Here is an 11,947-nt window from a genome sequence, read left to right on the forward strand (position 1 = left end):
TAACAAAAATCAAATGACTGTGCAGCCGCGAAAGCGATGGCTACGGCCCTCAGGTCTTGACCGGAGGGCGCAAGCGGCTGGCCACGTCGAGGTGGCGCAGCATCAGCAGCGCGGCCAGTTCCTGGTCGCCCGCCTGCATGCGGTCCAGCATCTCCAGGTGCTCGCGGCAGTTCACCTCCATGCGCTCGCGGCCGTATTTCCAGTCGTAGTTGGACAGGCGGCGCAGGCGGTTCTGGCGCTGGATGTCCATGTGGAAGAATCGATTGCCCGAGGCGGCCGCAACCCCTTCGTGGAAGGCTGCGTTCATCTCGAAGAAGGCGATGCTCGACGACTCTTCCGTCAGCGTGCGCAGGAACTCCTCGTGCTGCTGGCGCATGTCCTGCGCCCAGGCGGGTGGCAGGGCAAAGCCGGGCTCGCGGATGGCCGCGGGCTCGATCACCATGCGGTAGCGGTAGCTTTCATGGCGCACGCCGGCGTCCCAGGCGCCGGTGGCAAAGCGCCAGCCATAGCCCAGCTTGGGCTCGATGGCGCCCAGGTCGGCCAGGCGCTCCAGCGCATTGCGGATGGCGGGGCGGCCCAGGTCGTAGGCCTCCATCAGCTCCTTTTCCGACACGTACTCGCCCAGGTTGCCGTGCTGGCGGTCGTAGGCGATGCGCCGCAGCAGCTGGTCGCTGTCGTCGGGCGCTTCGCGGGCGGCCGAGGGCAGGGGCGGCAGGCGCAGCAGTTCCACCCCGCGGTGCGGCTTGCGCTCGGCAAAGCCCTGCTGCGCCAGGTGGTCGAGCGCCGCACGCACGGGGGTGCGCGAGACGCCCAGGCGCTCTGCCAACTGGTTTTCGTTGAGACGCGCGCCCGCCGCCAGGCCGTCTTCGTGGATGAGGCGGCTGATGCGGTCTGCCAGCTCCAGGTGCAAGGATGTAGAAGCCATGGTTTGAAATGGTTGATGCTTTTTATTTTACAAAATACAATTTAAATCATCGATCACCGATTGCTCACTCCACCCACAGCCATGGACCAGACATTCCCTTGGGGCTCCGACCAGCCCATTCCTTCCTGCCCCCTGGTCGAGATCAGCGGCGCGCCGCGCGAGCGGGGCCGCCAGTATGGCGAACAGGCCAAGGCGCGCATCCTGCGCGGCATCGAACATTACTCCACCCAGCTTGAAGCCAGCAAACTCGGCTGGCCCGAGATCGGCACGCTGGTGAAAACCTTCGAGCCCACCATCGAGGCCTTCGAGGCGGCCTACCTCGATGAGATGCGCGGCATCGCCGAGGGTGCCGGGGTCTCGTACGAAGCCATCGTGATGCTCAATGCGCGCACCGAAATCCTCAAGCTGGCCGACCGCCGCCGCAAGGGCCAGCCGGCACAGATCGACCCCGATGGCTGCACCGGCGTGGTCGCCATGCCGGGGGCCACGGCATCGGGCCGCGTGATCCACGCCCAGAACTGGGACTGGAAGGCCGAGTGCGCCGAGACCGCCATCGTGCTGCGCGTGCTGCGCGAGGACGGCCCCGACATCCTGACCTTCACCGAGGCCGGCGGCCTCGCCCGTTCGGGCATGAATTCTGCAGGCATCTCCATCACCGCCAACTACCTGGAATCCGACCGTGACTACCGCCAGCTCGGCGTGCCGCTGGCGCTGCTGCGCCGCAAGGCGCTGGAGCAGGTGCAGCTGGCCCTGGCCATGCGCATCGTGTACTGCACGCCCAAGTCGGCCTCCAACAACGTGATGGTCTCGCACGCCACGGGCGTGGCCATCGACTTCGAATGCGCACCCGACGAGACCTTCCAGATCCACCCCGAGCGCGGCGTCATCGTGCACGCCAACCACTTCCAGAGCCCGATCGCCCTGGGCAAGGTCAAGGACATGGGCATCGTGAACACGCCCGACTCGCTGTACCGCGACCTGCGCGTGCGCGAACTGGTGGAGCCGCACATCGGTGCGCTCACGCGCGAGCACATCAAAACCGCGCTGTTCGACGACTTCCAGTCGCCCTGGTCGGTGTGCCGCCCGCCGCGCCCCAACTCCAGCAGCAACCTGTCGGCCACCGTGGCCATGGTGGTGATGGAGCCGGCCCTGGGCGAGATGGAAGTGGCCATGCTGCCCGCGCTGAGCCGCAGCTTCCAGACCTACCGCCTGGACCTGGAGCGCCACCTGGCGCTGGCCTGAGCGCGCCCGCCGTCCCTCGATTGCTTGCCCCACGAAGAAAGGACCCCGAGATGACTACCGCCCCCTCGCGCTGGCTGTCCAGAGGCCTGGCCCTGCTCGCCGGCTTCTGCTCCTTTGGCCTGGCCCAGGCCCAGCCGCAGCCCGATACCCTGCGCATCCGCCTGAATGCCGACATCCGCTCCACCGACCCCGGCATCAACCGTGACAACAACACCGACGCGGTGATGATGCATGTGCTCGAAGGCCTGGTGGCCTACCGCGAGGACGCCTCCGTGGCGCCCCTGCTGGCGCAGTCGGTCAGCACCTCGGCCGACGGCAGGACCTACACCTTCAAGCTGCGCCAGGGCCTGAAGTTCCACAACGGCGCGCCGCTCACGGCCGACGATGTGCTCTTCGCCTGGAACCGCTACATGACCCCGGCCAACAACTGGCGCTGCCTGGCCGAGTTCGACGGGCGCGGCCTGACCAAGGTGGTCAAGGTGGAGGCGCCCGACGCCGCCACCGTGGTCTACACGCTGGACAAGCCCTCGGCGCTCTTCCTGGCCACGCTGGCGCGCGTGGACTGCGGCGGCACCGGCATCTACCACCGCAGCTCGCTCGAAGCCGACGGCAAGTGGCGCGAGCCCGTGGCCACCGGCCCGTACAAGCTCGGGGAGTGGAAGCGCGGCCAGTACATCGAGCTCCTGCGCAACGACAGCTATGCCGCGCTGCCCGGCCCGCGCGACGGCAACACGGGCGCCAAGATCGCCGAGACGCCCAAGGTGCGCTTCATCATCATCCCCGATGCCTCGGCCGCCAAGGCGGCGCTGTTCTCGGGCGGGATCGATTTGAACTACGACATCAACGACGAAGACATGGCCGAGTACAAGGGCCGCAAGGACATCCTCATGGAGACCCAGGCCACGATGAATGTGCAGGGCCTGCTGTTCCAGACGCGCGACCCGCTGCTCAAGGACGCGCGCATCCGCCGCGCCATCGCGCTGGCGCTGGACATGCCCGAACTGGTGGCCGCCGTCACCTCGGGCAATGCGCCGCCCAGCCGCTCGGTCGTGCCCACGCCCAGCGCCTTCTACAAGAAGCCGCAGGCGGCGCTGCCCGCGCGCAACCTCGCGCAGGCCAGGAAGCTGCTGGCCGAGGCCGGCTACAAGGGCGAGCCCATCAAGATCCTGGCCACCAAGCGCTACAACAGCGTCTTCAACATCGCCGTGCTGACGCAGGCCATGGTGCAGGAGGCCGGCATCAAGGCCGAGGTCGAGGTGCTCGACTGGGCCACGCTGCTGGACCGCTACAACAAGGGCAACTACCAAGCCATGGGCTTCACCTTCTCGGCACGGCTGGATCCGGCCCTGTCGTACGAGATGGTCACGGGCCCCAAGGACAAGCAGCCGCGCAAGGTGTGGGACGAGCCGCAGGCCCACGAGCTGCTGGCCAAGAGCATGGAGACCAGCGACGTGGCCCAGCGCCAGGCCCTGTTCGACAAACTGGAGGCGCGCATGCGCGAGGACGTGCCGGCGATCTTCATGTACTCGGCCGTGAACACCAGCGCCGCCCGCTCGTACGCCAAGGGCTACAAGGGCTGGGCCCTGGGCACACCGCGTGCCTGGGGTGTCACCCTGCGTGCACCATGATGCGCATGGCACTGCCGAACTGACGATCCAGATCCGCCATGGGTTCCTCCTTTCCCGCCTACCTCGGCCGGCGCCTTCTGTGGACGCTGCCGACCCTGTTCCTCGTGAGCCTGATGGTCTTCGTGCTCATGCGCCTGGTGCCGGGCGATCCGGCGCTGCTCATCCTGGGTGACAGCGCCACGCCCGAGCAACTGGCCGACCTGCATGCCCAGTTCGGGCTCGACCGGCCCATCCCCGTGCAGTTCACGCTCTGGCTCGGCCGGGTGCTGCAGGGCGACCTGGGCCAGTCCATCACCAGCGGCGAGGCAGTGCTGCCGCTGCTGCTCGAACGCTTCCAGGTGAGTGCCGCCATCGTGCTCGTGGCCGTGGCGCTGGCCGCGCTGCTGGCCGTGCCGGCCGGCCTGCTCGCCGCATGGAAGCAGAACAGCGTGCTCGACACCATGGTGGTGGCCGCGGCCACGTTCTTCCTGTCGATCCCGAGCTTCTGGCTGGGCCTCTTGCTGTTGCTTTTCGTGGGGCTCAAGCTCGGCCTGGTGCCGGTGGTGGGCTATGTGCCCTTCAGCGAGGACTGGCGCTCGGCGCTCACCTTCCTGATCCTGCCGACCATCACGCTGGCGCTGATCGAGCTCGGTATCCTCACCCGCATGGCGCGCGCCAGTGCCGTGGAGGTGCTGCGCCTGGAGTACGTGACGCATGCCCGCGCCAAGGGCCTGGCCGAGCGCCGCGTGCTGCTGCGCCATGTGCTGCCCAATGCCTTCGCGCCGACCTGGACCATGATCGGCCTGGTGCTGGGCAACCTGCTGGGCGGCATTGCGGTGCTGGAGACGGTGTTCACGCTGCCCGGCCTGGGCCGCCTGCTGGTGGACGCGATCTTCGCGCGCGACTACCCCGTGGTGCAGGGCTGCCTGCTGTTCACGGCCGCCATCTATGTGCTGGTCAACCTCGTGGTGGACCTGTGCTATCCCCTCTTCGATCCCCGGGTGTCCGCATCATGATGGTGGTGAAACGCTTGATGAAACGCCTGCGGGCGAATGCCCTGGTCGGCGGCCTGCTGGTCGGCCTGGTGGGCGCCATGGCCCTGCTGTCCATCGTCTGGACACCTTACAACCCCATGGGCGTGGCGCTGCGCCAGCGGCTACAGCCGCCCTCGGGCACCTACCTGCTGGGTACCGATGAATTCGGCCGCGACATCCTCTCGCGCCTGATGGCCGGGGCCGGCACCAGCCTGGTGGTGGCCGCACTCACCGTGGCCCTGGCCCTGGTGCTGGGCGTGGTGATCGGCCTGGTGGCGGGCTACTTCCGCGGCTGGCTGGACCGGGTGCTCATGGTCTTCAACGATGCGCTGCTGGCCTTCCCCGGCATCCTGCTGGCACTGGGCGTGATGGTCATCGTGGGCGCCAACCAGTGGGGCATCATCGTCGCGCTGGGCCTGGCCTATGCGCCCACGGCGGTGCGCGTGGTGCGCGGCTCGGTGCTCTCGCTGCGCGAAAAGGAGTACATCGAGGCCTCCGAGGTCATCGGCAACTCCGGCCTGCGCACGGTGTTCGCCCACATCCTGCCCAACTGCGTGGCGCCCCTGGTGGTGCTGGCCACGTCGATGTTCGGCTGGGTGATCCTGGCCGAGAGCGCGCTGAGCTTCCTGGGCCTGGGCGTGCCGCCGCCGGCGCCCACCTGGGGCAACATGCTGGCCTCTGGCCGGCCCTACATCGAGACCGCCGCCTGGCTGGGCATTGCGCCCGGCGCCTGCATCGCGCTCACCCTGCTCGGCGTGAACCTGCTGGGCGATGCGCTGCGCGACTGGCTCGACCCGCGCATGGAGCACCACTGATGCGCCCCTCCACCTACCCCATGGCGGAAAGAAACGACATGACGACCGAGAAGAACCCGCTGCCGCTGCTGTCCGTGCGCGAACTCACGGTGCACGGCCCGCTGGCCCGCCCGCTGCTGGACGCCGTCTCCTTCGACGTACCCGCGGGCGGCGTGGTGGCCCTGGTGGGCGAGTCGGGCAGCGGCAAGACCATGGCCGGGCGCGCCGTGCTCGGCCTGTTGCCGCCCCAGGTGCGCCAGAGCAGTGGCAGCGTGCTGCTGCAGGGCCGCGATGTGGGCACGCTTTCGGCCCAGTCGCTGCGCGCCCTGCGCGGGTGCGACGTGGGCATGGTGTTCCAGGAGCCCATGGTCTCGCTCAACCCGGCCATGACGATCGCCGAGCAGCTCTTCGAGGGCCTGCGCCTGCACGAGAAGGTCAGCACGGCGCAGGCGCGCGAGCGCGCCATCGCCATGCTGCGCCGCGTGCAGATCGCCGACCCCGAGCGCTGCCTGGCTTCGTACCCGCACCAGTTCTCGGGCGGCATGCGCCAGCGCATCATGCTGGCCTCGGTCATGCTGCTCAAGCCGCGCCTGCTGATCGCCGACGAGCCGACCACGGCGCTCGACTCGCTGAGCCAGCGCGAGGTGATGGAGATCATGGCCGAGCTCACGCGCACCGAGGGCACGGCCGTGCTGCTCATCACGCACGACCTGGGGCTGGTGGCGCGCTACGCGCAGTCGGTGGTGGTGCTCGAAAAAGGCCGCCTGGTGGAGACAGGCCCCGTGCGCAGCGTGCTCACCGCGCCGCGCGAGGCTTACACGAAGAGCCTGATCGATGCCTTGCCCCAGCGCAGTGCCCAGCGCCCGGTGCGGCCCGTGCAGGCGCCGCTGATCGAGGCCCGGGACGTTGAGGTGAGCTTTCCGGGCGCGCGCCAGGGCTGGCTGTCCAGGGCCGCGCCCAAGCTGGCGGTGCGCGGGGTGTCGCTGGCCATCCAGCCGGGCGAGGTGGTGGCGGTGGTGGGGGGCTCGGGCTCGGGCAAGACCACGCTGGGCCGCGCCATGATCGGCCTCTTGCCCGTGGCCGGTGGCGATGTGTGCTTTCGCGGTACGCCGCTGGGCAGTGCCGATGCCGCGGGCCGGCGCGCATTCCGCCTGGCCTGCCAACTGGTGTTCCAGGACCCTTATTCCTCGCTCGACCCGCGCCAGCGTGTCTTCGACATCGTGGCCGAGCCGCTGCGCCACGGCCCGCCGCTCACGCGCGATACCCTGCGTGCCATGGTGGATGCCATGCTGGCCGAGGTGGGCCTGGCCGGCTTTGGCGAGCGTTACCCCCATGCCCTGTCGGGCGGGCAGCGCCAGCGCGTGGCGATTGCGCGCGCGCTGGTGCGCAAGCCCGCCTTCGTGGTGGCCGATGAACCGGTGTCTGCGCTGGACATGACCATCCAGAAGCAGGTGCTGGACCTGCTCCGGCGCCTGCAGGCCGAGCGCGGCTTCGGCTGCCTGTTCATCTCGCACAACCTGGCCGTGGTGTCCGAGATCGCCGACCGCATTGTGGTGATGGAGAACGGCCGCATCGTCGAGCAGGGCAGTGTGGCCGATATCTTCGACCGGCCGCAGCAGGCTTATACGAAGGCGCTGCTGGAAGCGGCCACCACCAGCGACCTGCTTGCGGAGCTGGACGCTGCATAGCAGCGCGGTGCATGAAGAACAAAGGGGCGCCACCGGCCGGTGGCGCCCCTTTGTCGTTGAAGGCGGCGGAAACCCTCAGTCCTTCACGAACTCCGGCCGGTCATTGGTCTGGGGCTTGAGCAGCGTGTCGGTCTTGCCCTCGGCGCGTTCCTTGCGCCATTGTTCCTTGCGGGCCGTCCATTCCTTCAGGCGCGCATGGGCCACGGTGCTGTCCTTTTCCATGGCCTGTGCGTCGGCCAGCTGCGCGGTCAGCTCCAGGCGGATGCCGTTGGGGTCGAAGAAGTAGATGCTCTTGAAGATGTGGTGGTCGGTCACACCCAGCACCTCGATGCCGAAGGCTTCCAGGCGGGCCTTGGTGTTCTCCAGTTCCTGCACCGTGTCCACGCGGAACGAGATGTGGTTGACCCACAGGGGCGTGTTGGGCGAGGGCTCGGCCTTCACGTCGTCGCCCAGGTCGAAGAAGGCGATGAAGGAGCCGTCCTTCAAGCGGAAGAAGAAGTGCGTGTAAGGGCAGTACTCGCCCGTGCTGGGCACGTAGTCGCTCTGGATGATGTGGTACAGCGGCAGGCCCAGGATGTCTTCGTAGAACTGGCGCGTCTCTTCCGCGTCGCGTGCCTTGTAGGCGTAGTGGTGCAGTTGCTGGACGGCGGCGGGGGCGGGAAGGCTGGCGAGGTCGGGCTTCAGAACGGCATTCATGCGCTTGTCTCCTTGGGTCGGTGCGTGTTGATGTTGAAATTCTACTATTCGTAATCAATTTACGTAAAGGGAATTTTGAGGGCGTGGGTATTTGCGGTACATTGCGGCCCTCGCCAACCACCCCGAGGTGTCTTCACCCATGCGCCTGTAAACCACTTTCACGCCGTTCCGCCCGCTGCAGTCTTCGGGCGGTTTTGTGGTGACCGTGGAGTGTTTCAGGCATGGCGACGATCCATCATCCGGGCCCGCGCGCCCGTGGCGACAGCAAGGCTGTCGCTTCTTCTCCTTCTTCTTTTTCCCTTCAGTTCCAGGACGTCACCTGGCGGCTGCCCGATGGCCAGCCGCTGTGGAACGCGGCCCTGACCGTGGCGCTGGGCGCCGGCACCACGGGCATCGTGGGCGCCAATGGCGCGGGCAAGAGCGTGTTCCTGCAACTGCTGCTCGGGCGGCTCCAGCCGGCCACAGGCACGGTGCAGCGCGGCGCGCGCCTGCATGCCGTGGCGCAGGAGGTGCAGGGCGCCCCGGGTTGCACCGTGGCCGATCTGGCGGGCCTGGCACCGGTGCTGCGCGCACTGGAGCGCCTGGAGGCAGGCCAGGGCCTTCCCGAGGACCTGTTGCTGGCCGATGGCCAATGGGACCTGCCCACACGCTGGCAGCGTGCCCTGCAGGCCTTGGGCCTGGGGCATTTGCCAGGCGACGGCGACGCGACCCGTCTGAGCGGTGGCGAGCGCATGCGCGTGGCGCTGGCCGGGGCCTTTGTCTCCGATGCGGATGTGCTGGTGTTCGATGAGCCCACCAACCACCTGGACCGGGGAGCGCGGCGCTGGCTGCGGGAGCAGTTGGCCGCGCGCCAGGGCGGCGTGGTTGTGGCCAGCCATGACCGTGAGCTGCTGGGTGCGGTCGATGCCATCGTGGAGCTTTCGCCTGCCGGGCTGCGGCGCTACGGAGGCAACTGGACCTTGTACGCCGCGCAGCGGGACCAGGAGCGGGCCGCGGCGCAGGCCACGCTGGAGCATGCGCGCACCGAGCGCGAGCGGGGCCGTAAGGCCTTGCAGCGCGAACACGACGCACAGCAACGCCGCGCTGCGCAGGGGCGCTGGGTGGGGCGCACGGCCAACCTCGCACCCATTCTGCTGGGTCGCATGAAGAACAGCGCCGAAGCCCATGCCGGGCGCGAGCACGAGCGCCAGCAGGAGGCACGCGACCAGCTCGACGCCGCCGTGCGCGAGGCCGCGCGCCATGCGCCGGCGCAGAACTCTGTGGCGCTGGCCTTGCCGGACAGCACCGTGCCTGCGGGCAAGCAGGTGCTGGCGCTGGAGCAGGTGCGGGTCCCGTTTGCGCCGCCCGGCATGGCGGCGCTGGACGGGGTCTGGAGCGGCCCGGTGCGCATCGCCGTCACCGGGCCCAATGGCTGCGGCAAGAGCAGCCTGCTGCGCCTGGTGGCCGGGCAGCTGGCACCGGCGGCCGGCCGCGTGGTGCGCAGCGTGCGCGCGGCCTGGCTGGACCAGCACAACGCGCAGCTGCTGCCGCCGCAGGCCAGTGTGCTGCAGCGCCTGGCGGAGCTGGGCTCACCCCTGCCCGAGTCCACCTTGCGCACGCGCCTGGCGCAACTGGGCCTGGATGCGGACCGTGTGCAGCGGCCCGCGGGCGTGCTCAGCGGCGGCGAGCGCATCAAGGCCGCGCTGGCCTGCGCCTTGTGGGGTGGTGCGCCCGCGCAGATGCTGTTGCTGGACGAGCCCACCAACCACCTGGACCTGGCCTCGGTGGAGGCCCTGCAGTCGGCCTTGCAGGGCTTTGGCGGTGCGCTGCTGGTGGTCTCGCACGACCGGTACTTCCTGTCGGCCCTGGCGCCGACCCATGTCTGGGCATGGCAGGCCGGCGGCTGGCGGCTCGATGCGTGTCGGACATGAAAAAAGCCACCCGGGGTCGTGCCGCGGGTGGCTTGTGGGCCAGAGGCCGGTGGATTACTGCTGCTTGATGGCTTCGATCTGCACCACCAGGCGCACGTTCTTGGGGAAGCCGTACTGCACGCCGTAGTCCAGACCCCACTGGGTGCGGTCGATGGTGGCTTCGAAGTCGCCGCCGCAGACTTCGCGCTTGAGCATGGGGCTCTGGTAGCAGTTGAACTGCGTGGCCTTGAGGGTCACGGGATTGGTCTTGTCCAGCAGCGTCAGCTGGCCGGACACTTCGCTGACCTTGTCGCCGTTGAAGCTGAACTTGTCGGAGACGAACTTGATCGTGGGGTACTTGGCGGCGTTGAACAGGTCAGCGCTCTGCAGGTGCTTGTCGAAGGGAGGCGTGCCCGAGTTGATGGAGGTGGTGTCCACGGTGATCTCCACCTTGCCGGTCTTGCCGGCGCGGTCGAACTGCACAGTGCCTTCCTTCTTGTCGAAGCGGCCGCGGTTGGTCGTGGCGCCGAAGTGGCCGATCTCGAAGGTCACGAAGGTGTGCGTTGGATCGATGGCGTACGCGGCGCTCTGGGCCTGGGCTGCGCCCGTGGACAGAACGGCGGCTGCGGCCAGGGCGAGCAGGGCGAACGAAGACTTGCGCATGGAAAAGGCTCCTGAAAAAGGAAGGGTCAAGGGAAAGGGAACGCGAAGGGAAAGGAAAAGGGGGGTGATCAGAGCTTGGCCACGCCGGTGAGGGCCAGCTTGAACTTGACGGTCACGTCGTCGGCCACCATGGAGGTGTCGGCCCACTCGTTCTCGCCGATCTTGAAGGCCAGGCGCTTGATGGGCAGGGTGCCGGTGGCCGTGGTGGTGGCGCCGCTCTGGGCCAGCGTCACGGGAACGACCACGTTCTGTGCATTGCCCTTGATGGTGAGCTTGCCGGCCACTTCGAACTTGCCGCCACCCAGCGCCTTGATGGTGGTGGACTCGAACGCGGCCTGCGGGAACTTGGGCACGTTGAACCAGGTGGCCTTGGGCAGCTCGGCGTCGGTCTCGCGCGAGCCCAGCGTGGCGCTGCCGGTGTCCACGGTGAAGCTGATCTTGCTGGTGTCGGGCTTGGCGGGGTCGAAGGCGACCTTGGCATCGAACTTCTTGAAATGGCCTTCGAGCGGTACGCCCATCTGGCGCGCGGTGAACTGCAACTCGCTCTGTGCGGGCACCAGTTGCTGCTGTGCGAAGGCGGCCGGCGCGGCCAGCACGGCGGCGCCCAGCACGAGGCTCGGTACGAAGGAAGATGCGTTCATGAAAGCTCCTGGAAGAGGGGGTGTGCGGATATGGAGGGAGTGGGGCGGGCTCAGCGCGGGCCGGGCAGCATGCGGGCAATCAGGCCGTCGCGGTCGATGAACTGGTGCTTGAGCGCGGCGGCCACGTGCAGCACCACGAGGGCGGCCATGGTGCAGGCGCTGTACAGGTGCCAGGGCTTGATGGCCTCGGCCAGTTCCTTGTCCACGGGCACGAAGTCGGGCAGCTGCCACAGGCCCAGGAAGACGATGGGAAAGCCCGCCGCCGAACTGTAGGCCCAGCCGATCAGCGGCACCGCCAGGAACAGCCCATACAGCAGGCCGTGCGTGGCGTGGTGCGCCAGCGTCTGCCAGCGCGGCATGGCCTGCACCATGGCGGCCGGCAGGGCCGGCGGGCGGTGCGTGGCGCGCCACAGGATGCGCAGCACCGACAGCGCGAGGATGGTGATGCCGGCCCACTTGTGCCAGTTGTAGAGCTTCAGGCGCGCGGGCGAGAAGGGCAGGCTGGTCATGTACAGGCCGACGCAGAAGGCGCCGATCAGGGCCAGGCCGAGAACCCAGTGCATCAGCATCGCGGTGCGGGTGTAGCGGGCCGGTCGGCTGGCGGTGGGCGGTGTGGGCGAGGGCATGGTGGTCGTGGGCGGTGGTGGTGTGGGCACGCCGTTCCCGCTGTGCCGTGGGCACATGGGGCTCGCCGTGAGCGCAGTGTAGAAAGCGGACAGGGCCTTCGGCTTCAGCAGGATTGATGCTTCAATTCAAAAAAACTGAATC

Annotated in this window: 11 protein-coding genes; 6 read left to right on the plus strand and 5 right to left on the minus strand. The window is 68.3% G+C overall.

Annotated elements, in window-relative coordinates; translation table 11 throughout:
- Positions 1 to 49: 49 nt before the first annotated feature.
- Complete coding sequence (locus tag AC3WOH_RS29020) at positions 50 to 925, minus strand: GntR family transcriptional regulator (protein WP_492232776.1); 876 nt, start codon at positions 923 to 925, stop codon at positions 50 to 52.
- Positions 926 to 1,006: 81 nt separating this feature from the next.
- Between AC3WOH_RS29020 and AC3WOH_RS29025 the strand changes: the two genes are divergently transcribed.
- The 5 genes from AC3WOH_RS29025 to AC3WOH_RS29045 are packed head-to-tail and all read left to right on the plus strand — an operon-like array spanning position 1,007 to position 7,290.
- Positions 1,007 to 2,167, plus strand: coding sequence for a C45 family autoproteolytic acyltransferase/hydrolase (locus AC3WOH_RS29025; RefSeq protein WP_492232777.1), 1,161 nt, complete (start codon positions 1,007 to 1,009; stop codon positions 2,165 to 2,167).
- Between the two features lie 50 nt (positions 2,168 to 2,217).
- Complete coding sequence (locus tag AC3WOH_RS29030; RefSeq protein WP_492232778.1) at positions 2,218 to 3,795, plus strand: ABC transporter substrate-binding protein; 1,578 nt, start codon at positions 2,218 to 2,220, stop codon at positions 3,793 to 3,795.
- Between the two features lie 38 nt (positions 3,796 to 3,833).
- Positions 3,834 to 4,790, plus strand: a complete 957-nt coding sequence (locus AC3WOH_RS29035) for an ABC transporter permease (RefSeq protein ID WP_184856660.1) — start codon at positions 3,834 to 3,836, stop codon at positions 4,788 to 4,790.
- Between the two features lie 17 nt (positions 4,791 to 4,807).
- Entirely contained in the window at positions 4,808 to 5,623 is an 816-nt protein-coding gene (locus AC3WOH_RS29040; RefSeq protein WP_492232779.1) for an ABC transporter permease, read from the plus strand.
- Positions 5,623 to 7,290, plus strand: coding sequence for a dipeptide ABC transporter ATP-binding protein (locus tag AC3WOH_RS29045; protein ID WP_492232780.1), 1,668 nt, complete (start codon positions 5,623 to 5,625; stop codon positions 7,288 to 7,290). The genes AC3WOH_RS29040 and AC3WOH_RS29045 overlap by 1 nt, the downstream gene beginning before the upstream one ends.
- Positions 7,291 to 7,365: 75 nt before the next feature.
- Here AC3WOH_RS29045 and AC3WOH_RS29050 read toward each other — a convergent pair whose 3' ends face one another.
- Complete coding sequence (locus tag AC3WOH_RS29050; RefSeq protein WP_492232781.1) at positions 7,366 to 7,986, minus strand: VOC family protein; 621 nt, start codon at positions 7,984 to 7,986, stop codon at positions 7,366 to 7,368.
- Positions 7,987 to 8,207: 221 nt separating this feature from the next.
- Here AC3WOH_RS29050 and AC3WOH_RS29055 point away from each other — a divergent pair, with 221 nt between their 5' ends.
- Complete coding sequence (locus AC3WOH_RS29055) at positions 8,208 to 9,896, plus strand: ABC-F family ATP-binding cassette domain-containing protein (protein ID WP_492232782.1); 1,689 nt, start codon at positions 8,208 to 8,210, stop codon at positions 9,894 to 9,896.
- Positions 9,897 to 9,950: 54 nt separating this feature from the next.
- On the opposite strand, the gene AC3WOH_RS29060 is transcribed toward AC3WOH_RS29055, so the two are convergent.
- The 3 genes from AC3WOH_RS29060 to AC3WOH_RS29070 form a co-directional block, all read right to left on the minus strand.
- Positions 9,951 to 10,538, minus strand: coding sequence for a YceI family protein (locus tag AC3WOH_RS29060; protein WP_492232783.1), 588 nt, complete (start codon positions 10,536 to 10,538; stop codon positions 9,951 to 9,953).
- 68 nt (positions 10,539 to 10,606) lie between these two features.
- Positions 10,607 to 11,179, minus strand: coding sequence for a YceI family protein (locus AC3WOH_RS29065; RefSeq protein ID WP_492232784.1), 573 nt, complete (start codon positions 11,177 to 11,179; stop codon positions 10,607 to 10,609).
- A gap of 50 nt (positions 11,180 to 11,229) precedes the next feature.
- Positions 11,230 to 11,805: a cytochrome b gene (locus tag AC3WOH_RS29070; protein WP_492232785.1), complete on the minus strand. Its 576-nt coding sequence runs from the start codon at positions 11,803 to 11,805 to the stop codon at positions 11,230 to 11,232.
- Between the last annotated feature and the right edge of the window lie 142 nt (positions 11,806 to 11,947).

The sequence above is a fragment of the Acidovorax sp. FW305-C-20-28 genome (assembly GCF_058783375.1).